Below are 20144 nucleotides of genomic sequence, written 5' to 3'. Positions count from 1 at the left end.
TAAGTAGTGCATTCTGACTTCGTGATTCGCGGAGTCAGCGCATGGTCGCCAGCATCGCCTTCCGTCCCGAACCGAACGCCGAAGCCCTGTCGCCCGACCTGGTGCTCGACGCCCTGTACGGCATCGTCGCCGCCGCGGAGACCCTGACGCGACGTTTCGACGCCCGGGTGCCGGGGATGGACGGACACGCCTTCACCCCGTTCGCCCTGCGCCAGCTCGCTGTGGCGGGGCGGCGGGGATTGCCCCAGGTCGAACTGGCCCGCCTGTTGCGCATGTCCCCTTCCAGTGCGACTCGGCTGATCGACGCCCTGGAAGGGCGGGGCGTGGTTCGGCGTGAGCCGCACCCGAACGACCGACGGATCAACCAGATCGTCCTGACCGTCGTCGGCAAGGCCCTGATCGAGGGCCTTCTCGACGATCTCAACCGCCTCGCCGACGGTCTCGATCAGGCGGCGTTGAGTGATTTCACGCGCCGACTGTCGCAGCTCGGCTCCATTCCGATCTGAGGCGATCCCCCGGCGCGACGATCCCGATCGGAACGACGCTTCATCGCCCGGCATTGCGTATGGCGCAACCTGCCCGTGTTCGCCACGGGAAGTCGCCATGTTGTTCCGTCTTCGCCCCGAGGACTTCGATCCCGCCCAACGCCCACAGCCGGCGCGCCGAGCTCCGCCGCCCATCGTGCCCATCATCAGCGACCTTTCCCCCGAGGAATGGCGCGTCGTTCACATGATGCTCTCCGATCATCGGCGGCACGGTGAGTCCTTGGCGAAGGGTGCGGGCCCGGCGGCCGAGCATGCCCGTCGACTGGCCTCGGCGGGCAGGGGGAAGAAGTGAGACCCTCGCCCGCCGATCTCCTTCGCGACCGCAGCGGGGCATCGGCGGTGGAGTTCGCCATCGTCGCCCCCCTGTTCGTGCTGCTGCTGTGCGGCATCTGCGTCTATGCCGTCTGGTTCCTGCTGGCGATCTCCGTGCAGTCATTGGCGACGGAAAGCGCACGGGCCTCGCTGGGCGGCCTGGACGACGCGGAACGCCGGGCGCTGGCCCAGGCCTACGTCGCCGCCCATGCCGCCGACGCCGGTCTGCCTTCCACCCGTCTGTCCCAGACGATCGACGTCGATGCGGACCGCACCCGCGTGACGGTTCGCTTCGACGCGTCGGATCACCCCGTCATGGCCCTGAAGAACCTGATCCCTTCGCCGCCGCCGGTGATCGAACGCTCGGCCGTGGTCGCGGCGGGGGGAGGGGCGCCATGAGCCTGTGGCGCGACCGCCGGGGCGGGGTCGCCGTCATGGCTGCGGCCTCGGCGGGGTTGGTCTGCGCCCTGGCCGCCGCGATCGACGTCGGCTCAGTGGCGCTGGAGGCGCGGCGTCTGCAGGGCGCGGCCGACCTCGCCGCCCTGTCGGCCGCGGCCGACCTGCCCCGCGCCCAGACGATCGCCGCCGAAACGGCCGTCGCGAACGCGCCGAACCTGACCGCCGCCGTGACCGAGATCGGGCTCTACGTCCCCGATCCCGCGCTGGCGCCCGCCGCAAGGTTCCAGCCGGGGGCCGAGACCCCGAACGCCGTCCGCGTCACCCTGACGAAGGAGACGCCGCTGTTCTTCGGCGCCGTGCTTTTGGGCCGACCGACCTTCACCCTGACCCGCACCGCCCGCGCCGCCCGCCCGATGCAGCCGCGCGCGGTCTTTTCCTTGGGCTCCCGTCTGGCGGGGCTGGACGGCGGCGTGGCGAACGTCTTGCTGACGGGGCTGACCGGATCGCAGGTGTCGCTGTCGTTGATGGACTACAACGCTCTCGCCGCCGCCGACGTCGATCTGCTGTCGTGGTGGTCGGCGCTGGCGACGGAAGCGAACGTCTCGGCCGCCGACTTCGACGGCGTGCTGACGTCCCGCATCGACGCCGGCCGAGCCCTGGAACTGGCCGAGCCGCTGTTGGACGGGTCGTCGCGCTCCGCCTTGACGGCCCTGTCGCAGGCCATGGCGGGGCGCCAGATCCGCGTCGGCGACCTGATCGCGCTGGAGCCGGGAGCCGAAGGCCTGCTGGAAGGTGGGCTGAACGCGGGCGTCGCCGCCCTGGACCTGGTCATGGCGACGGCCCAGGTCGCCGGCGGCGATCGACAGGTCGCGCTCGACCTCGGCGCCGACGTGGGTCTGGCTTCGGTCACGGCCGACCTGGCGATCGGAGAGCCGGCCCAGTCCTCGGCCTGGCTGACGATCACCCGCACGGGCCACCCGGTCATCCGCACGCGCCAGACGCGGCTGATCGTGCGCGCCCGCACCTCCACCAAGCTCGCCGGGCTGGCCCAGGTGGATTTGCCGCTGATGGTCGAGCTGGCCCCGGCCGAGGCCCGCCTGGCCGGCGTGGACTGCGGCGCCGGGGCCGTGACGGTCGAGGCGCGTCCGGGATTGGCCCGCGCGGCCGTCGGCGCCGCCTCCGGCGACTTCGACGACTTCTCGCGCGATCTGACGGTGGAGGAGGCGCGCCTGTTGTCCGTCGCCGGCCTGGTGACGGTCCGCGCCCGGGCCGAGGTCGAAGCGGCGCAGACGACCTTCCGGCCCCTGACTTTCGACCGGGCGGAGGTTCAGGCGCGGGCCCGCAAGTCCGTCTCGACGACCACGATCGGGGAATCGCTCGTCGCCAGCCTGCTGCGGAACCTCGACGTCACCGTGTCGGCGCTGGGTCTCGGCCTCGGGCTCGGCGGGCTGGAGGACAAGCTGGCCGCCCTGCTGGCCCCGGTCGGGGCGACGTTGGACGGCTTGCTGAACCCGCTGCTGTCGCTGCTGGGCGTTCGGCTGGGCGAGGCCGACGTGCGGATCGCCGGCCTCGACTGCCGCTCGGGCGCGCCGCGACTGGTGGGCTGAAGGGCTCGTCGAGTTGGAGCGCGGACCTCCAGGTCCGCGAGATCACGCAGTTTCGAAAGTCGCGGACCTGGAGGTCCGCGCTCCCTCCAGGTTCAGCGGCCGGCGGCCAGTGCGATCAGCTCGTCGGCCAGCGCGGCCGTCAGGTGGCCGTCGGGCAGCCGCCCGGTGGCCGTCTGCCAGCGCCGCAGCGCCGCCCGCGTGTTGGCCCCCACGACGCCGTCGATGCCCTGGGTGTCGTAGCCCAGCGCCGTCAGCGCGCGTTGCGCGCCGATGCGCTGGTCGCGGCTGATGGGCGCCTCTTCCGGCCAGGGCGTCACCAGCCCCGGCTTGCCCGCCACCCCGTCGGCCGTCAGCCCGATCGCCAGGGCATAGGAGACGGAGTTGTTGTAGCGCCGGATCACATAGTGATTGGGCAGGGCCAGGAAGGCCGGCCCGCGCGCGCCCTGGGGCAGCAGGATGGTCGCTTCCTCCAGCGCTTCCATTTCGGTGGGCGCCCCACCGCCGGCAAGACGCACGCCCTGCTGGGCCCAGAAGCTCCACGGCCGGCGCTCGCCCTCGGCCAAGGCGTAGTCGAAGCCCGGCGGCAGGATCACCTCGTATCCCCAGGACTGGCCGCGCTTCCACCCCGCCTGCGCCAGCAGGTTGGCGGCCGAGGCCAGGGCGTCGGCGTCCGAGCCCCAGATGTCCACCAGGCCGTCGCCGGTCTGGTCCACGCCCAGGCGCAGATAGTTATCCGGCATGAACTGGGTCTGGCCCATGGCCCCCGCCCAACTGCCCTTCAGCCCCGCGCGCGAGCGGCGGCCGTCGACGACGATGTCCAGCGCGTTCTTCAGCTGCGCTTCGGCCCAGTCGCGGCGCCGGCCGTCATAGGCCAGGGTCGCCAGCGAGCGGATCACGTCCATGTCGCCCTGCACCTGGCCGAACGAACTTTCCTGCGCCCAGATGGCCAGCAGGATCTCGGTCGGCACGCCGAACCGCTGCACCACCTCCCACGGCACCCGGTCGGCGCGCTGCTTGGCCTGCGCGATTCGCGCGGGCGTCACCGCGTTCTGGACATAGGCGCCGGCGGGGCGGCTGAACTCCGGCTGGTTGCGGTCCAGCCGCACGACGGACGGATCGGGCGACAGGCCCTCCAGTTCCCGCGCATACTCGCCACGCCGGGCGCCGCCGTGGCGGGACAGGAAGCCTTCCTTCCAGCCGTCGAACCCGGCCTGATCCACCGCCGGCTCGACCGGGCGCTGCGGCTCGGGCCGCGCGGGCGGGGGCGCGGGCCGTTCCGGCTGCGGCTCGGGCGGCAGGGCCACCGGCATGGGCGGCGTCTCGACCATCGGCGCGCAGGCGGCGACGGTGAGCACCAGCAGAAGTTTCGACGTCAGGCGCATGGCGGGGCGGAAGGTTTTTTCAGTCATGGTTCCGGGCTAAGCGGTGCGGACGAACAAAGCGTTGCACGACTTGGGCCAAACCGAGGCGCGGCGTGGCTTTGCGGCCCCACCCCGGTTGACGTTTCCGTGCGTCGCCTCTATACGCCCCGTTCCCGCCGCGAGCCCCCGTGCCCGCGGCCATTTCATTTCGCTTCACGAGGGCGCGCTCAAGCAGCGAGCCACCGCGTGGCGAGCGGTAGCGCCACTAAGGAAGACTTCCATGAAAGTCCGCAGCTCGATCAAGTCGCTCAAGACCCGCCACCGCGACTGCAAGGTCGTGCGCCGCAAGGGCAAGGTCTTCGTCATCAACAAGACCGACCCGCGCTTCAAGGCCAAGCAGGGCTGAGGCGACGCGCCTCCGCCTGAAGGCGACAAAGCATCCACAGGCCGCGGGCGTTCGTCCGCGGCCTTTTGCTTGCCCGCGGTTGAGCGCGATCGCCGCGCTGATTAAGCCTGTTCGACCTCTTCTCTGATCGCGCTAAAGCAGCGAGCGACCGCGTCGCGAGCGTTAGCGCTAAGGAAACATGATGCCCGACGACGCCGCCTTCGATTCCTCGCCCGACGTCCTGACCTCGACCGCTCAGGGCCGACTGCGCACCCTCGTGGAGCGTCTGGAGCGCCTCGAAGAGGACAAGGCCGCCATCGCCGGCGACATGAAGGAGGTCTTCGCCGAGGCCAAGGGCGAGGGCTACGACGTCAAGACGCTGCGCAAGGTCCTGCGCATCCGCAAGCAGGACAAGGCCAAGCGCCAGGAGGAGGAGGCCATCCTGGACCTCTACCTCTCGGCCCTCGGCGAGATCTGAGTTTTTCTGATCCGCTCATCCCCGCGAAAGCGGGGACCCAGTCCTTTAACGCTTGAGGCGCCTGCCGCTGGACAACCGTCGGCGCCTCGCCTTCACTCGGCCATCGCCCAAGTCACTGGTTCCCCGCTTTCGCGGGGATGAGCGGGAGGTGGGATGCAGCGGAAACCCCCTGCCGATCGGTTTCAGGCCCAGCGCGAGGCGGCCAAACGCGCCGCCCTCAACGCCCTCAAGCGCGCCAAACGCGCCGCCGACAAGGCCGGCGTGACGCTCTCCGAATGGGAGGGCGAGTTCCTCCAGTCGGTCGGCGAGCGCGTGAAGACCCACGGCCGCGCCTTCGCCGACCCCGAGAAGGGCGCGCCGGGTCAGGCGCTGTCGGCGATGCAGGGGCGCAAGCTGAAAGAGATTGCGAAGAAGGCGAAGGGGGAAGGGACTAAACGTCGCTGAGCGATGGAAGGAATCAGCAAGATGTGCTGGTTTTGTTCTCCAAATGGGAGCAAGCGATGATCATCCGCATCTTCGGCGATTACGAGACGTATGAGACCAAGTACGAGGACTACGGGATAGAGAATTTTGGAGGTGTAGTTCCCTCGGTGGGAGACATCATCGTGTCGCCCGGCGTGACACGAGGGGCTGACCGGAATGATCCGGACAATCGTACGCTCTACGTAGTCAAAGAGCGCTACTGGTTACCCTCAACCGGCGAGAAGGATCCAGTGCGCTTAGGGCTCGTCGTGGCGACGAGGACGGGAATGATGAAGGAGGTCAACGTCCTCGGAGACTGACCTCAGCCTCACCCCGCCTCCTTGATCTGCTCCTCCAGTCCCTGCTCCCGCACCTTGCGATAGAGGGTCGAGCGCCCGATCCCGAGCCGCCGCGCGATCTCCGACATGTGGCCGGCATAGACCTCGATGGCGTGCTGGATCAGGTCGCGCTCGATCTCCTCCAGAGTCCGCAGGTGGCCGCGGTCGTCCAGGATGCGGATCGGCACGTCCGGGGCGGGCGGCATCTCGACGCCTGTGTGCTCGACCGTGGGCAGGGGCCCCGACGGCGCGGGCGCGGTCTCCAGCACCGGCATGGCGACGCCCGAGATGGCCGGGAAGTCGTGCGGCTGCAGATAGGGCGCGTCGGCCAGGATGATGGCGCGGTACACGGCGTTCTCCAGCTGGCGCACGTTGCCGGGCCAGTCGAAGGCGGTCAGCAGGGCCAAGGTCTCGGGCGCGCAGCCCATCACCCGCTTGCCCTCCTCAACGTTGAATCGACCCACGAAATGATCCACCAGCGCCGGAATGTCCTCGCGACGCTCGCGCAGGGCCGGCGCCTCGATCGGAAACACGTTCAGGCGATAGAACAGGTCCTCGCGGAAGGCGCCCGTCTTCACCTGCTCGGCCAGATCGCGGTTGGTCGCCGAGACGATGCGCACGTCGATCTTCACGGGGCGCTTCGATCCCACCGGATCGATCTCGCCCTCCTGCAGGGCGCGCAGCAGCTTGACCTGCATGTCCAGCGGCAGCTCGCCGATCTCGTCCAGGAACAGGGTGCCGCCGTCGGCCTCCTTGAACTTGCCCAGATGCTTGTCGGTCGCGCCGGTGAAGCTGCCCTTCTCGTGGCCGAACAGGATCGACTCCACCAGATTGGCGGGCAGCGCGCCGCAGTTCACCGCCACGAACGGCTTGCCGCCGCGGTCGCTGGCGCCGTGCAGGGCGCGGGCGATGACCTCCTTGCCGACGCCGCTCTCGCCGGTGATCAGCACGGGGATGCCCGACTTGGCCGCGCGCGATCCCATGGCCTTCACCTGACGCATCGCCGGGCTGCTGCCGACCAGATCGTCGAAGGTGGTGCGGTTGGCCGCCTGCTTCTTCAGCCGCCCGACCTCGGCCGTCAGCTGGGTCAGCTGCAGGGCGTTGCGCACGCCGACCATCAGGCGTTCCGGAGACACCGGTTTGACGAAGAAGTCCTGGGCCCCAGCCTGCATGGCCCTGACCACGGTCTCGATGCCGCCGTTGGCCGTCAGCACGATCACCGGCGCCGACACGCCCGCCGCGCGCATCTCCGCCAGGCACTCCAGCCCGGTCATGCCCGGCATCACCATATCCAGCAGGATCAGGTCGGCGCCGCCGCCCGCCGTCATCCGGTCGATCGCCTGGCCGCCGCTCTCGGCCTGGGCGACGCCCAGCCCCTCACGCTCCAGCACCGCCTGGATCAGGCGCCGCTGGGTGGGATCGTCGTCCACCACCAGAACCGTCTTGGCCATCGTCAAAGCCCCGTAACCGTCGCCGCCGGCCCAAGCTGGACCGACCCATTTCGGGACGGTTCTACGTCGGACGCGGTGAAGATCGGGTCAGCGCGCGTGGTGTGCGGGCGGTTAACGGGGTTTGGTCTGGGGGGCCCGAGCGGGCTCGATCAGTTCAACCTCGACGGTCTCGCCGGCCTTCGTGACCGCCTCGGTGTCGATCCAATCTTTGCAAGCGCGCCTCAGGTTCACGCTTTCCCCGCCCACGTTCAGTTCCGGCCAGCGAGGCTCTCGTTGCGAGAGACGACCGCTACGCATCAGCTCCATAGCGTTCGGTTGACCGGCGCCCCGACTGCAATCGACGAAGTCCCAGGCGCCTTCCAACGCCCATCTGCCCTGAGAGTCACGTGCGAAGAGATCAACGCCGCCGCCCGTCGCGAGCAGCACTTCATCAGTGCCGTCGCCGTCCAGATCGCGCATTTCAGCCAAGCAGGCTCCGCTGTCTCTGCACTCCCAGCGGGGGTCGCCGGGGGTTACCTCAACAAGAAAATCGGAGGGCAAGTCCGCGCCCTCGGGCCAAGCGCCGATGATGGGCCTCGTGGGGGCCATCGAGCGCTGGCCGCGAAACTCCCAACTCTCTGCTTTCTGCGCCACTCCTGCTCCCCGCGCGATCTCCGCGTTCGTCGAGCCCGCCAGCTTCGCCAGCGCCGCTTCGCCGACGCGCCCGCTTCCAAAGCGGAGAAACTTGTAATCGAACTCCGCCGGGCTCACCGCCCCTCGCGCCAGACGCGCCGTCTGGTCCATCACCGACAGCCGTGCCGGATCCAGAACGGGGCTGAACAGCAGCACGATCAGCGCCGCCGCCAGCATGCCGCCGAAGATGTTGGTCCGCTCCAGCGGCTTCATCCACGGCCCGCCGCGCAGGCCCGACGCCGCCGCCAACGCATAGCCCCCGGCGTGGACCGCCCCCACCAGGATGCAGGCTGCGGCCGTGATCCGGTCGGGCGTAAGCCCATGCTGGCCGATCCTCAGCGCCAGCCCCCAGGTCGCCACGCCGACCAGCGGCACCAGCAACAGGCCGCCGATCATCGCCGCCCAGCGCAGCGCGGCGGGCGGCCGCGTCGCGGGCGTCCCGTCCTGATAGGCCGCGTTGATCAGCACGATGATCGCCGCCGCGGCGACCAGCATCAGCGCGGTGGCCGACCCCTGCTCCCACAGCCCGTCCAGCCCGGTGAAGGGCAGGGCTACAAGGAAGGCCCCGGTCAGTCCCGCGATCACCGGCAGCAGCCAGCTCAGCAGCATCAGCGCGACCGACCGGACGCCCCGGATCAGCCCGTCGCGCACGTCCGTCAGGTGCACGGCGAGCGAGAAGGTCACGGTGGTCAGGGGAATGGCCACCCACGGCTCCTGCAGCAGGTCGCCGAACTGGCGGATCCCGATCAGGCCGAACAGGGCGGCGCCCAGGAACAGCAGCAGCCACAGGGCGCCCGTGAAGGCGATCGACAGCGCCAGCTGCACCCCCGCCTTCCACGCTGTGTCGAAGTATCGGGGGAATGACGCGATCGCCCGCCGCTCCTGATCCGCCGGCACGATCAGGTGATGGAGGATGAAGATCGCCGCCGCCACGAACGGCAGGGGAAACGGCGTCAGGCCCAGCTCGCCGATCCGTTCGGCGGACTGCCGCGCCACGTCGTGCCACCCCACCAGCGCCAGCAGCACCGCCGCCGCCCCGGTCCATGCCGCCAGGGTGAGGACCCGCAACCGGCCCAGTCCGCCCAGCACCACGACCGGTAGGAAAAGGGCCGTCAGCAGCAGCGGGCCGAACAGCTGCGGCGCCGTCGCGGGCCAGGCCTCGGCCTCCGCCGCGCGATACAGGGCGTACAGCGCCAGTCCCTGCGCCAGTCCGACCGCCAGTCGGGTGGGGGCCAGCCCCGCCGACCCCGCGCCCATGCCCGACCGCTCGACGTCCGCTTCGCTCATGACCGTCCTCCCCGACGCCGCCACTCAGCCCCAGCCGGGGACGAAAGGGAAGGGCGTCAGTGTCGGACGGCGCGCGCCAGATAGCAGCCGCGCGGAGCGAAATGCACGTGCACCGTCTCCACCTCGGGCGTCTCGAACCAACGCCGCAGTGCGGCGTCCAGATCGGCGCCGGCGATCACCTCGCCCTGGATCATCATGCTGCGCCGGTCATAGACCCGGATCGACAGCGGCCGGCGGCTCAGCATCTCCGGCACGCACTCCGGCTCAGGCTCCGCCCGCGCCGCGGCCTCGCGGACGAAGATCGGCCCGCTGGCGCGATAGGGAGAGGTCGGATCGGTCAGGTGGGCGTGGTTGACCAGGATCAGCCGTTCGCCGACGTCCGCGTCCCTCAGGCTGACGCGACACGGCGCCATGCCCGGGTGGGTGGCGGTCCAGCGCCGCGCGCCGACGGCGGCCAGCCCCGCGTCGGACAGGTCGAACAGGGGCGCGAACGGCTCCACGGGCAGGGCTTCAATTCGATAGGTCATGACGGCTTTCTCCATGGGCGACGTCCGACCGTCCCATGGCCGCCGCTCTCCGTCTGGCGGTCTTCGGACGCGGCGTCGTGCCCCGCGCCGAACCCTTGCGCGCCCGGCCCCAGTCGCTAGCGTGCGCCGCAGTCTTTCTGGGGGAGTTTCTCATGCGCGCATCGACCTTCGGCCTCGTCTCCGTTCTGGCGCTGCTGGCCGCGGCCGGGCCCGCGCTGGCGCAGCAGACGGGGGCGCCGCCCGCCTATCAGCAGCCGCCCGAGCCGATCGCCGCGATCCTGGACTCCAACCCCAGCCCGACCCCCAGCCTCAGCCCCGATCGCCAGACCGTGGCCCTGTTCGACCGGTCCAACTTGCCGTCGATCGAGGAGCTGGCCGAGCCGATGCTCAAACTGGCGGGCTATCGCATCAACCCGCGCAACAACGGCCCGGCCAACAGCCGGGTGTCCTGGCTGACGGGGCTCAGCTTCCAGGACGTGTCCGGCGGCCCCGCGCGGGCGGTCCAGCTGCCCGACGGCGTCCGCTACACCAGCCCGACCTGGTCGCCGAACGGCAAGTCGGTGGCCTTCCTGGTCGACGAGTCGGAGGGGATGTCTCTGTACGTCGCCTCGACCGAAGGCGGCGCGGCCCGGCGTCTGACCACGGCGCGGGTCAACGCCGCGACCGGCTCGGGCTTCGACTGGCTGCCCGACGGGTCCGGCTTGCTGGTCCGCATGACGCCGGCGAACCGCGGCGCCGCGCCCGACGTCACCCGCCCGCCGACGGGCCCGATCGTGGAGGAGACCGCCGGCCGCGCCGCGCCGGTGCGCACCTATCAGGACCTGCTGGGCTCGCCGGGCGACGAGGCCCTGTTCGACCACTATTTCACCAGCCAGCTGACGCTGGTCGGCCTGGACGGGACCAGCCGCAACGTCGGCGGCCCCGGTGTCATTCTGGGGGCCTCGGTCTCGCCCGACGGCCGCTACGTGCTGCAGACGCGCGCCAAGCGGCCCTGGTCCTACGTCGTGCCCGCCGGCCTGTTCCCGGCCGAAGTCTTCGTCACCGATCTGCAGGGGCGGGTGGTGCACGGCGTCGCCGACCTGCCGCTGCGCGACGACGTGCCGACGCCGTTCGACGCGGTGGCGCCGGGCCCGCGCTCGGTCCAGTGGCGCGCCGACGCGGACGCCACCCTGGCCTGGGTCGAGGCGCAGGACGGCGGCGATCCCCGCAACGCCGCCGAGGTCCGGGACACGGTCTTCACCCTGGCCGCGCCCTTCGACGCCCGCCCGACCAAGCTGATCGACCTGAACGAGCGCTTCTCCGGCATCACCTGGGGCGACGCGGACACCGCGCTGGTCAACAGCCGGTGGTTCAACACCCGGCACGAGACGCGCTGGATCGTCGATCCGTCCACTCCCGGCCAGGGCCGTCTGCTGCTGGAGCGGAACTATCAGGACCGGTACAACGACCCCGGCTTCCCCGTCACCGAGCCCGACGAGCGGGGCCGCGCGCGCGTCCGCTTCGCCGCCGACGGCCGCATCGTCATGGCCGGCGCCGGCGCGACGCGCGAGGGAGAATATCCCTTCGTCTCCCTGATGGACCCGGAGACCGGCCGGTCCGAGATCGTCTGGCGCTCGGCGCCGGGCGAGTATGAGAGCGTGATCGGCTTCCTGGACGAGGCGGGCCGCCGCGTGGTCACCCGGCGCGAGACGCCGACCCTGCCGGCCAATCTGTTCGTGCGCGATCTGGACGCGGCCTCGCTGACGGCGCTGACCGACTTCCCCGATCCGGCGCCGCAACTGGCCGGCGTGACGCGCGAACTGATCACCTATGAGCGTGCCGACGGCGTCATGCTGTCGGGCACGCTGTATCTGCCCGCCGGCTACGACAAGGACCGCGACGGCCCCCTGCCCCTGGTCATGTGGGCCTATCCGGCCGAGTTCACCGACGCCGCCGTGGCGGGCCAGGTGGTCGACACGGCCAACCGCTTCGTTCGTCCGGGCGGATCCAGCCATCTGTTCCTGCTGACCCAGGGCTATGCCGTGTTGGACGATCCCTCGATGCCGATCGTCGGCCGCGACGGGGCCGAGCCGAACGACACCTACATCGAGCAGCTGACCCAGAGCGCCGAGGCGGCGGTGAAGGCGGTGGTCGACCGCGGCGTGGCGGATCCGGACCGGATCGCCGTCGGCGGGCACAGCTACGGCGCCTTCATGACCGCCAACCTGCTGGCGCACACCGACCTGTTCCGCACCGGCGTCGCCCGGTCCGGCGCCTACAACCGGACCCTGACGCCCTTCGGATTCCAGTCGGAGCAACGCACCTACTGGCAGGCGACCGAGACCTATACGGAGATGTCGCCCTTCACCTTCGCCGATCAGGTCAACGAGCCGATCCTGCTGATCCACGGCCAGGACGACGACAACCAGGGCACCTTCCCGGTCCAGTCGGAGCGCTTCTATGCGGCGCTGAAGGGGCACGGCGCCACCGTGCGCTACGTCGTCCTGCCGCTGGAGGCGCACGGCTACCGCGCGCGGGAATCGGTCGGTCACACCCTGTGGGAAATGGTCGGCTGGCTGGACAAGCACGTGAAGAACGCCCCGCCGCGCACGGTGTCGGCCGGGTCGCAGTAACAAGGAGCGCGGACCTCCAGGTCCGCGTCTTGCCGCCCTCGCGGACCTGGAGGTCCGCGCGCCAAAGAAAAGGGGCCCGGCGGAAGCCGGGCCCCTCGTCACGCCGCGATGTGGCGTCAGTGCTTGGCGGGCTTGTCGCCGTGGGCTTCCTTGGCGTGTGCCTGGCTGCCCGTGCCGCCGTCGGTCACGTCGCCGACGACGGAGTTCTCGGCCTGGACCTGCGGCCCGCGACCGTTTCGCCAGCCCTCGAAGTCGGAGGAGAATTTCTGGCGTTTTTCGTTTCGCCAGTCGTGGTAGTCCCGGTCGTAGTTCTGCATCTGCTGTTCGCGCCAGTGCAGATAGTCGGGCTCGAAGTCGTGGTGGGAACCGTAAGCCTGCGATCCCCGCGACCCCTGGTACGAACTGCCTTGAGATCCTTGGGACTGCGACGACTGGCCGTAGCCGCCTTGGACGTAGGGCGATCCGCTCTGGCCGCCCTGGCTCCAGCCGCCGGAGTCCATGCCCTGAGACCGGCCCTGGTCGTAGCCGGAGGACCCCATGTCGGCCTGGCCGTACCACGAGCTCTGTGACCCGGCGCCGGACTGCGCGGTCCAGCGACCGCCGCCGGATTGGCCGTAGCCGGACTGCTGCCCGCCGACCGAGCGGTTGAATTCGTCGTACTGGGACGACTGGCCCATGGCGGCGCCTTGAGCATGGCCGCCCTGGCCCTGGGCATAGGGGCTGCCGCGCATGTCGGAGCGGTCGCGCCCCCAGTTCTGGTCCGGGCGGCCTTGGTCGCGCGATCCGTCGTACCAGCCGCCGGTCTGGCCCTGCTCGGTCCAGCGGCTTCGATCCTGGTCCCGGTCACGGTCGGAGTTGCGGAAGGGATTGTTCATCGGGGCGTCTCCCTGTTGGTGATGCAGGGACAAGCCGCGGCCGGCCCCCGCCGTTCCGCCGCTCCCGATCCTGTGACAGGCGTGGCCGTTCATCAGGTTTCGTCGGATTGCGCATATGCGCGCGAACCGCTGTTCTGCGGCCGTCGCAAGGGAACAGGAGGGCGCGATGAAATCGACGATGCTGATGATGGCGGGGGCCGCCGCCGCGCTGGCGGGGTGCGCCTCGCTGATCACCGGCGGGGACTTGGTTCGGCCGGGGGAGCCGACGGTGCAGTTCACCTTCCAGAACACCTCGAACCAGGTGATCGACACGGTCTTGATCTCGACCTGCGAGGCGTCGTCCTATGGCCTCGATCGGCTGCCGAACGGCGTCGCGGTCGGGCCGGGTCAGTCCTACACCTGGACCATCTCGCCGGGATGCTACGACGTCATGGCCGGCGCCGTCGGCATCGGATCGACGCCGGGCAAGCGGATTCAGGTCGCGTCCGGTCGCCCGACCATCCTGACTTACGACGGGCAGGACTGACGCCCGACCTTCGGCCCACAAAAAAAGCCGCCCCGGTTTCCCCGAGGCGGCTTTTCAATCTCTAGACCGATCAGCGGATCAGCGGCCGCCGGGCACGCGCGGCTTCGGCGCGGGCAGCAGGCCTTCGCGCTGGGCGCGCTTGCGGGCCAGCTTGCGGGCGCGGCGAACGGCCTCGGCCTTCTGGCGGGCGCGCTTCTCCGAGGGCTTCTCGTAGTGCACGTGGCGCTTCATCTCGCGGAAGCTGCCTTCGCGCTGCATCTTCTTCTTCAGGGCCTTCAGCGCCTGATCGACGTTGTTGTCGCGAACGAAAATCTGAACCAGGTTCAACTCTCCTTTGGCCGCCCGCCGCGCACCTCGAAAGGGAGACGGGCAGACAAAACGAAATCGTGCACCGACGGACGGGGTCCGCGGATGAAGGCGGGCTGATACACGACCGGCCGGGGCGTGTCCAGATCGTCGCGCCATGTTCCACAGGCTCGCGCCGCCCTTTTTCCGGGCCTATCATGTCCGCCATGAGCGATCCCGCCGCGCCGCACGACGACTGGGCCTCCCGCATGGAGCAGGCGGTGCTCGACGCCGCGCTGGACCGCGCGCCGACCCTGGGCTGGAACGCCCGCATGGTCGCCTCGGCGTGCAAGGCCTGCGGCCTGTCCGACGGGGATCGGGAGCTGCTGCTGCCCAACGGTCCGCGCGATCTGGCGGCCCTGCTGTGGCGGCGCAACGACGACGCGGCCTTCGCCTCTCTGGCCGACGTCGATCCGACGACGCTGAAGATCCGCGAGCGCATCGCCCGCGCCGTCTCCGCCCGGCTTGAGGCGGCCGCCGCCGACCCGGCGGTGGAGAAGCGCGTGGCCGGCTTCATGGCCCTGCCGACCAACGCCGACCTGGCCCTGAGCCTGACCTGGGCCACCGCCGACCGCATCTGGCGCTGGGCGGGAGACACTGCGACCGACTGGAATCACCAGTCCAAGCGCACCCTCCTGTCGGGCATCCTGATCCCGGCCATGACGCTGCGGCTGTTCGACGGCAGGGAGGCCGCGGACGCCTTCGTCGCCGCGCGGATCGAGAACGTCATGGCCTTTGAGAAATGGAAGGCGGGCAAGGACTTCTACGCCCCGCTTCGTGCCGCGACCGACTTCCTCGCCCGCCTGCGCTACGGCCCGAAGGACGCGGCCTAGAGCGCCGCCTTCAGCAGGGCCGCAAATCCCGCCTCGTCGTCGAATCGCGCCCGCACCGGCCAGTTCGTGACCCGCGCGCGCCATTCCGGCGGCAACCGCACCCAGTCCTTCTCGGTCGTGACCAGTCCCGCGTCGAACACCGCCGCGCGGTCGGCCAGCGCCTTCAGCTCGCCTTCCGAATAGGCGGCGTGGTCGGGGAAGGGGGCGAAGTCCACCAGATCGCACCCCGCCGCCTTCAGCGCCCGTTCCACCTTCCACGGCTTGGCGATCCCCGCGAACCCGACCTGCGGCCCCTCGGGCGGCGGCCCCTCGGGCGCCAGCCGCGCGACGAAGACCGGCAGGCTGCCGAACACGTCGACCAGCTCCGGATCGACCTCCGCGACGTCGGTGGGCAACAGAACGATCACCGCGTCCGCCCGTGCCAGCCCGATCTTCAGCGGCTCGCGCATCGGCCCGGCCGGAAAGACCGCGCCGTCGCCGAACGGCCATTCCTCGTCACGCGTCTCGCCGTCGACGACGACCAGGCTCAACGCCTGCTTCAGCGCCGGATTCTGGTGCGCGTCGTCCAGCACCAGCGCCTCAGCGCCCGCCGACACCGCGGCCCGCGCGCCCGCCACCCGATCCCGCGAAATCCATGCCGGCGCCGCTGCGGCGATCATCAGCGGCTCGTCCCCCACGTCCTCCGCCGTATGCCTCGCAGGATCGACCCGCAGCGGCCCCTCCAGACGCCCGCCGTATCCGCGCGACAGCGCCTGCGCCTCCACCCCCGCCGCGCGCAGCAGCCGCAGCGTCTCCATGGCGACCGGCGTCTTGCCCGATCCGCCGACCGTCAGATTGCCGACCGAGATCACCGGCGCGCCCACGTCTTCCCACGCCCCCCGCGCCAGCCGCCGCCTCGTCGCCGCCGCCCACGCCCACCCGGCGGGCGTCAGCAGCATCCTCAGCACCGTCCCGTGCTTGCGGTCCCGGCGATACCACCAGCGCGGCGTGTTCAGGTTCACGCGTCCTTCTCCCCTTGGGGGAGAAGGTGGGCGCCGCAGGCGCTCGGATGAGGGGGATGCCGCCCCGCGCTCATCACCCACCAGATCATCCTTTCGACAGCCCCCTCATCCGCCATGCTCCGCATGACACCTTCTCCCCCGAGGGGAGAAGGAAGGCAAAGGCCGCTCATCTCTTGGTCCGCGCGGGCAGCAGCGGCCCCAGCGCCGCCGTCACTTGATCGACCACGGCGCCGACCTCGGTCGCCGTGCGCCGCCCGGCCTCGCCCATCCGCTTGGCGGCCGCCGGATCGGTCAGCAGCGGCCCGATCGCCTCGGGCAAGGCGTCGGGCGTCTCCACGACGCGCAGCCCACCTCCGGCCGTCAGCATCTCCGTCACCGCCGCCCAGTTCGTCATGTCCGGCCCGGTGAAGGCCGGCTTGCCCAGCCGCGCCGGTTCCAGAGGATTGTGCCCGCCCACCGGCGGCTGCCCGACCGCCGCGTGGAACGACCCGCCCATGACCACAACGTCGGCAAGCCGCAGGAACAGCCCCATTTCGCCCAGGGTGTCGGCCAGATACAGGTCCGTGCCCCCGTCCAGCCTCTGACCGCGCGACCGCACCGCCAGTCGCCATCCTTCGGCCTCCAGCGCCGCCGCCACGCCCGGCCCCCGCTCCGGATGGCGCGGGACCAGGATCAGGCACACCCGTCCCGTCAGGCGGTCCAGCGTCCGCACGATCGCCGCCTCCTCGCCCTCATGGGTGCTGGCCGCCACGATCACGGGGCGATCTCCCACCGCCGCCGACATCGCGGTGAAGGCCGCCGGATCATGCGGCGGCGCCTCGCCCGCCAGCTTCAGGTTGGCCCGGCCGTCCACGCGCGCGCCCAAGGCCGCCAGCCGCTCCGCCGAGGCGTCGTCCTGCGGCAGCACCCGGTCGAACGCCGCCAGCACCTTGCGCGCCGCCGCCGGAAACCGCGCCCAGCCGTCCGCCGTCTTCTGCGTGATCCGCGCGCTGACCAGGGCCAGCTTCACGCCGCGCGCCTGCGCCGCCAGCAGCAGGTTCGGCCACAGCTCGCTCTCGACCATCACCCCCAGCGTCGGCCGCCAGTGATCGAGGAAGGCCGCTGTCGCCTGCGGTCCGTCAACCGGCGCGTACTGATGGATCACTGCGGCCGGCAGTCGACGCGCCAACAGCTGCGCCGAGGTCACGGTGCCCGAGGTCACCAGCACCGTCAGATCCGGCCGCTCCCGCCGCAGCCGGTCGACCAGCGGCAGCAGCGACAGCGTCTCGCCGACGCTGACGCCGTGCAGCCAGACCAGATCGCCCTCCGGCCGCGCGGCCGAGGCGGCGCCCAGCCGCTCGTCCACCCGCGCGGCGTCCTCCTTGCCCCGCCGCGCGCGCCCGTCCAGAAGACGCGGCGCCAGCGGCTCCAGCAGGCGCGTCGCGGCGCGATAGGTCCACAGCGCGACGCTCACCTCACGCCCGCTCCAGCCCGGTGATCGCGTCCGCCCGCGCCTCGACCGCCGTCAGCCGCGCAGCCCAGTCGCGCGCCACGTCCGCGGGCTCCGCGTCCTCCGGATAGGTCGCCGTCTCGTACACGATCGCCCCCCGCCCGAACGGCAGGGGCACCAGCGCCCGATCCCAGCTGCCCAGCCGGATGGCGGGTCGGCACGACAGGCCCAGAAACACCACCGGCGCACCCGACAGCTTCGCCATCAGCGGCACGCCCTCGCCCATCATGTTCGCCGGGCCGCGCGGCCCGTCCGGCGTCACCGCCAGCCCGCCGACCTTCAGCTGGCGCAGCCCGTCGCGCAGAGCCTGCGACCCGCCCTTGGCCGCCTGCGCCTTGTCCTTGTTGGCGCTGGAGCCGCGGACCGCCGGGAAGCCGATCCGGCCCATCGCCCGCGCGATGAACTGCCCGTCGGGGCTCAGCGAGATCAGCGCCTTGCTGGGCGTCGCCCGGTCCAGCGGCCAGGACGCGGGCGCCAGGGCCAGCCGGGAATGCCAGAAGATCGGGATCACCCCTCCGCCGTGCGCCCAGATCGCCTCGACCTCCGCCTCGCCCTCGCGCGTCCAGCGGATGGTGGCGAAGCAGAACCGCATCCACTGCGCCAGGGTCCAGGCCAGAATCCCCTGGATCACCGGATTCCGAAGCGGCCTCATCGTCCTTCCCCGCTTGCCGGGGAAGGTGGCCGACAGCGTCGGTCGGATGGGGTGGCTGTTTCAACACGCTGAACTGCGAACGATGAGCGTGGCCATTCGAGCCACCCCATCCGTCTCGCTCCGCGAGCCACCTTCCCCGGCGAGCGGGGAAGGAAATCGAGACCGCCCATCAGACGACCTCCTCGACCGCGGGCGTCCCGTCCAGCGACTGGCTGCGCGCCAGCCGGGCATACAGGCCGCCCTTACGCACCAGCTGGGCATGCGTCCCACTCTCGACGATGCGGCCCGCCTCGAGCACGTGGATGGCGTCGGCCTTCATGACGGTGGACAGCCGGTGCGCGATCATCAGCGTCGCCCGCCCGGCCATCAGCCGCTCCAGCGCCGCCTGCACCAGCGCCTCGCTCTCGGTGTCCAGCGCGCTGGTCGCCTCGTCCAGCAGCAGGATCGGCGCGTCCTTCAGGAAGGCGCGGGCGATGGCGATCCGCTGCCTCTGTCCGCCGGACAGCCGCGCCCCCGCCTCGCCCGCCCGCGTGGCATAGCCGTCCGGCAGGGCGGCGATGAAGTCGTGCGCCGCCGCCGCCCGCGCCGCCGCCTCGATCTGATCGTCCGTCGCGTCAGGCCGCGCATAGGCGATGTTGGCGCGGATCGTGTCGTCGAACAGGAACGGCTCCTGCGTCACCAGCGCGATCCGGTCGCGAAGGGCGCTCAGCGACGCCTCGCGCACGTCCACGCCGCCCACCGTCACTCGGCCATTCGTCACGTCGTAGAAGCGCGGCAGCAGGCTCAGGATCGTGCTCTTGCCGCCTCCCGACGGGCCCACCAACGCCACCGTCTGTCCCGGCCGGACCGTCAGCGTCACGTCCGACAGGGTGGGCGACGGCGCGCCCGCATAGGCGAACTCCACGCCCTCAAACGCCACCTCCAGCGGCCCGTCGGGCAGGGCAGTCGGCGCCGCCGCCTCCCGGATCTCCGGCTGAATGTCCAGGGCGTCGAACAGCCGCTCGGCGGCCGTCAGCCCCTCGGCCATCACCGTCTGCAGATTGGTCACCTGCCGCAGGCTCTGCCCCGCCGCCATCAACAGGCCGATGAAGGCCGCGAACGCCCCCACGGTCATCTGCCCCTCGCGCGCCTGCCACCCGGCATAGGCCATCACGGCCGCCACCACGATCATGGCCACCAGATTGGAGAACGGCCCGGCGAAGGCCCGGCTGTCGGCCGACTTGATCACGTGCCGCTGGCGCCGCTCCACCACCTCGCCGACGCGCGCCTCCTCCACCGCCTCGCGGTTCTCGATCTTGACCAGCCGGACCCCGTCCAGGTTTTCCATCAGGGCGGTGGACAGGTTCTCGGTCTCGACCATCGCCCCCGTGGTCGCCTTGCGCATGCGCTTCGAGAAGCGCCGCATGACCCAGCTGATCACCGGCACGGCCAGCAGCACGATCAGCGTCAGCCGCCAGTCGGTGACCGCCATGTAGATCAGCACGGCGATCAGGGTCAGGCTGTGCTGGGTGTAGTTCACCACGCCGTTGGTGAAGGCCTCGCGCACCAGATTGGCGTCGAACAGCACCGACGAGACGAAGCTGCCGGAGTGTTTGCTGCGCAGCCGCGCCAGATCCGCCCGGATCATCGACCCGAACAGCCGCACCTGGATGTCGCCGACGATCCCATGACCGATCCGGTTGACCAGGGCCGCCTGTCCCAGCGCCGCGACGGTCCAGATCACCGCCAGCCCGACGATCAGCAGCGGAATGGTGACCAGCGCCCCCTCCGGCGGAATGCGGATCAGGCCCCAGACCGTCACCGGCCGCTGCAGGAACAGCCCGTCGATCGCCGGCTCCAGCAGCTGCAGCACCGTCGCGGCCATGACGCCGACGACGACCGCGCAGAGGATCGACACCGCCAGCGCGCTCTTCCTCTTCGACAGATGCTCGCGCCAGATCCGCCCCATCAGGGGACGGCGCGCGGTCGTGTCGGCGGCGACTGTCAT

At 70.9% G+C, this 20144-nt stretch carries 20 protein-coding genes; 10 read left to right on the top strand and 10 right to left on the bottom strand.

Annotation, left to right across the window (positions count from 1 at the left end; all coding sequences use genetic code 11):
* Nucleotides 1–41: 41 nt before the first annotated feature.
* The 3 genes from VGN45_RS13230 (at nucleotide 42) to VGN45_RS13220 (ending at nucleotide 2863) form a co-directional block, all read left to right on the top strand.
* Nucleotides 42–506: a MarR family transcriptional regulator gene (locus VGN45_RS13230; RefSeq protein WP_327463251.1), complete on the top strand. Its 465-nt coding sequence runs from the start codon at nucleotides 42–44 to the stop codon at nucleotides 504–506.
* 327 nt (nucleotides 507–833) lie between these two features.
* On the top strand, nucleotides 834–1256 hold the full coding sequence (locus VGN45_RS13225; protein ID WP_327463249.1) for a TadE family protein: 423 nt from the start codon (nucleotides 834–836) through the stop codon (nucleotides 1254–1256).
* Nucleotides 1253–2863 carry a TadG family pilus assembly protein gene (locus VGN45_RS13220; protein ID WP_327463247.1) on the top strand — a complete coding sequence of 537 codons (1611 nt, stop codon included), beginning with the start codon at nucleotides 1253–1255 and terminating at the stop codon, nucleotides 2861–2863. The genes VGN45_RS13225 and VGN45_RS13220 overlap by 4 nt, the downstream gene beginning before the upstream one ends.
* A 92-nt stretch (nucleotides 2864–2955) precedes the next feature.
* Here the strand turns inward: VGN45_RS13220 and VGN45_RS13215 are convergent, their stop codons facing one another.
* Entirely contained in the window at nucleotides 2956–4245 is a 1290-nt protein-coding gene (locus VGN45_RS13215) for a lytic murein transglycosylase (protein ID WP_414643437.1), read from the bottom strand.
* A 259-nt stretch (nucleotides 4246–4504) separates the two neighbouring features.
* Here VGN45_RS13215 and ykgO point away from each other — a divergent pair, with 259 nt between their 5' ends.
* The 4 genes from ykgO to VGN45_RS13195 all read left to right on the top strand — a co-directional run bounded on the left by ykgO (nucleotide 4505) and on the right by VGN45_RS13195 (nucleotide 5869).
* Complete coding sequence (gene ykgO, locus VGN45_RS13210; RefSeq protein WP_125256569.1) at nucleotides 4505–4630, top strand: type B 50S ribosomal protein L36; 126 nt, start codon at nucleotides 4505–4507, stop codon at nucleotides 4628–4630.
* A 181-nt stretch (nucleotides 4631–4811) separates the two neighbouring features.
* On the top strand, nucleotides 4812–5087 hold the full coding sequence (locus VGN45_RS13205; protein WP_327463242.1) for a DUF2312 domain-containing protein: 276 nt from the start codon (nucleotides 4812–4814) through the stop codon (nucleotides 5085–5087).
* A gap of 153 nt (nucleotides 5088–5240) precedes the next feature.
* Nucleotides 5241–5531: a hypothetical protein gene (locus tag VGN45_RS13200; protein WP_327463240.1), complete on the top strand. Its 291-nt coding sequence runs from the start codon at nucleotides 5241–5243 to the stop codon at nucleotides 5529–5531.
* Nucleotides 5532–5587: 56 nt separating this feature from the next.
* Nucleotides 5588–5869 (top strand): hypothetical protein, encoded by a 282-nt coding sequence (locus VGN45_RS13195; RefSeq protein ID WP_327463238.1) that lies wholly within the window; start codon nucleotides 5588–5590, stop codon nucleotides 5867–5869.
* Nucleotides 5870–5877: 8 nt separating this feature from the next.
* On the opposite strand, the gene VGN45_RS13190 is transcribed toward VGN45_RS13195, so the two are convergent.
* From VGN45_RS13190 to VGN45_RS13180, 3 genes are all read right to left on the bottom strand, one after another.
* Complete coding sequence (locus VGN45_RS13190; protein ID WP_327463236.1) at nucleotides 5878–7338, bottom strand: sigma-54 dependent transcriptional regulator; 1461 nt, start codon at nucleotides 7336–7338, stop codon at nucleotides 5878–5880.
* A 111-nt stretch (nucleotides 7339–7449) separates the two neighbouring features.
* Nucleotides 7450–9297, bottom strand: coding sequence for a DUF4153 domain-containing protein (locus VGN45_RS13185; protein WP_327463234.1), 1848 nt, complete (start codon nucleotides 9295–9297; stop codon nucleotides 7450–7452).
* 56 nt (nucleotides 9298–9353) lie between these two features.
* Nucleotides 9354–9824 carry a DUF1203 domain-containing protein gene (locus VGN45_RS13180; protein ID WP_327463232.1) on the bottom strand — a complete coding sequence of 157 codons (471 nt, stop codon included), beginning with the start codon at nucleotides 9822–9824 and terminating at the stop codon, nucleotides 9354–9356.
* A 35-nt stretch (nucleotides 9825–9859) separates the two neighbouring features.
* Between VGN45_RS13180 and VGN45_RS13175 the strand changes: the two genes are divergently transcribed.
* Entirely contained in the window at nucleotides 9860–12436 is a 2577-nt protein-coding gene (locus VGN45_RS13175; RefSeq protein ID WP_327463230.1) for a S9 family peptidase, read from the top strand.
* A gap of 116 nt (nucleotides 12437–12552) precedes the next feature.
* On the opposite strand, the gene VGN45_RS13170 is transcribed toward VGN45_RS13175, so the two are convergent.
* Nucleotides 12553–13311, bottom strand: a complete 759-nt coding sequence (locus VGN45_RS13170; RefSeq protein WP_327463228.1) for a hypothetical protein — start codon at nucleotides 13309–13311, stop codon at nucleotides 12553–12555.
* A 166-nt stretch (nucleotides 13312–13477) separates the two neighbouring features.
* Here VGN45_RS13170 and VGN45_RS13165 point away from each other — a divergent pair, with 166 nt between their 5' ends.
* Nucleotides 13478–13837 (top strand): hypothetical protein, encoded by a 360-nt coding sequence (locus tag VGN45_RS13165; RefSeq protein ID WP_327463226.1) that lies wholly within the window; start codon nucleotides 13478–13480, stop codon nucleotides 13835–13837.
* Nucleotides 13838–13915: 78 nt separating this feature from the next.
* On the opposite strand, the gene rpsU is transcribed toward VGN45_RS13165, so the two are convergent.
* Nucleotides 13916–14158: a 30S ribosomal protein S21 gene (rpsU, locus tag VGN45_RS13160; protein ID WP_087120183.1), complete on the bottom strand. Its 243-nt coding sequence runs from the start codon at nucleotides 14156–14158 to the stop codon at nucleotides 13916–13918.
* A gap of 191 nt (nucleotides 14159–14349) precedes the next feature.
* Here rpsU and VGN45_RS13155 point away from each other — a divergent pair, with 191 nt between their 5' ends.
* Nucleotides 14350–15015, top strand: coding sequence for a COQ9 family protein (locus VGN45_RS13155; RefSeq protein WP_327463224.1), 666 nt, complete (start codon nucleotides 14350–14352; stop codon nucleotides 15013–15015).
* Here the strand turns inward: VGN45_RS13155 and lpxK are convergent.
* The 4 genes from lpxK to VGN45_RS13135 form a co-directional block, all read right to left on the bottom strand.
* On the bottom strand, nucleotides 15012–16016 hold the full coding sequence (lpxK, locus tag VGN45_RS13150) for a tetraacyldisaccharide 4'-kinase (RefSeq protein ID WP_327463222.1): 1005 nt from the start codon (nucleotides 16014–16016) through the stop codon (nucleotides 15012–15014). The two genes, VGN45_RS13155 and lpxK, sit on opposite strands and share 4 nt — an antisense overlap.
* Before the next feature lie 166 nt (nucleotides 16017–16182).
* On the bottom strand, nucleotides 16183–17469 hold the full coding sequence (locus tag VGN45_RS13145; RefSeq protein ID WP_327463220.1) for a 3-deoxy-D-manno-octulosonic acid transferase: 1287 nt from the start codon (nucleotides 17467–17469) through the stop codon (nucleotides 16183–16185).
* 1 nt (nucleotide 17470) lies between these two features.
* Nucleotides 17471–18157, bottom strand: a complete 687-nt coding sequence (locus tag VGN45_RS13140) for a lysophospholipid acyltransferase family protein (protein ID WP_327463218.1) — start codon at nucleotides 18155–18157, stop codon at nucleotides 17471–17473.
* A gap of 169 nt (nucleotides 18158–18326) precedes the next feature.
* Nucleotides 18327–20144 (bottom strand): ABC transporter ATP-binding protein, encoded by a 1818-nt coding sequence (locus VGN45_RS13135; RefSeq protein WP_327463216.1) that lies wholly within the window; start codon nucleotides 20142–20144, stop codon nucleotides 18327–18329.

Source organism: Brevundimonas sp. (assembly GCF_035999125.1).
Classification (GTDB): domain Bacteria; phylum Pseudomonadota; class Alphaproteobacteria; order Caulobacterales; family Caulobacteraceae; genus Brevundimonas.
This window is presented reverse-complemented; position numbering and strand designations above follow the sequence as displayed.

Excerpts from the sequence above, each read along its gene's own strand:
- VGN45_RS13230 (WP_327463251.1), top strand. The coding sequence starts at position 42 with ATGGTCGCCAGCATCGCCTTCCGTCCCGAACCGAACGCCGAAGCCCTG.
- VGN45_RS13220 (WP_327463247.1), top strand. The coding sequence starts at position 1,253 with ATGAGCCTGTGGCGCGACCGCCGGGGCGGGGTCGCCGTCATGGCTGCG.
- VGN45_RS13215 (WP_414643437.1), bottom strand. The coding sequence starts at position 4,245 with ATGCGCCTGACGTCGAAACTTCTGCTGGTGCTCACCGTCGCCGCCTGC.
- ykgO (WP_125256569.1), top strand. The coding sequence starts at position 4,505 with ATGAAAGTCCGCAGCTCGATCAAGTCGCTCAAGACCCGCCACCGCGAC.
- VGN45_RS13205 (WP_327463242.1), top strand. The coding sequence starts at position 4,812 with ATGCCCGACGACGCCGCCTTCGATTCCTCGCCCGACGTCCTGACCTCG.
- VGN45_RS13200 (WP_327463240.1), top strand. The coding sequence starts at position 5,241 with ATGCAGCGGAAACCCCCTGCCGATCGGTTTCAGGCCCAGCGCGAGGCG.
- VGN45_RS13195 (WP_327463238.1), top strand. The coding sequence starts at position 5,588 with ATGATCATCCGCATCTTCGGCGATTACGAGACGTATGAGACCAAGTAC.
- VGN45_RS13190 (WP_327463236.1), bottom strand. The coding sequence starts at position 7,338 with ATGGCCAAGACGGTTCTGGTGGTGGACGACGATCCCACCCAGCGGCGC.
- VGN45_RS13185 (WP_327463234.1), bottom strand. The coding sequence starts at position 9,297 with ATGAGCGAAGCGGACGTCGAGCGGTCGGGCATGGGCGCGGGGTCGGCG.
- VGN45_RS13180 (WP_327463232.1), bottom strand. The coding sequence starts at position 9,824 with ATGACCTATCGAATTGAAGCCCTGCCCGTGGAGCCGTTCGCGCCCCTG.
- VGN45_RS13175 (WP_327463230.1), top strand. The coding sequence starts at position 9,860 with ATGGCCGCCGCTCTCCGTCTGGCGGTCTTCGGACGCGGCGTCGTGCCC.
- VGN45_RS13170 (WP_327463228.1), bottom strand. The coding sequence starts at position 13,311 with ATGAACAATCCCTTCCGCAACTCCGACCGTGACCGGGACCAGGATCGA.
- VGN45_RS13165 (WP_327463226.1), top strand. The coding sequence starts at position 13,478 with ATGAAATCGACGATGCTGATGATGGCGGGGGCCGCCGCCGCGCTGGCG.
- VGN45_RS13155 (WP_327463224.1), top strand. The coding sequence starts at position 14,350 with ATGAGCGATCCCGCCGCGCCGCACGACGACTGGGCCTCCCGCATGGAG.
- VGN45_RS13140 (WP_327463218.1), bottom strand. The coding sequence starts at position 18,157 with ATGAGGCCGCTTCGGAATCCGGTGATCCAGGGGATTCTGGCCTGGACC.
- VGN45_RS13135 (WP_327463216.1), bottom strand. The coding sequence starts at position 20,144 with ATGACAGTCGCCGCCGACACGACCGCGCGCCGTCCCCTGATGGGGCGG.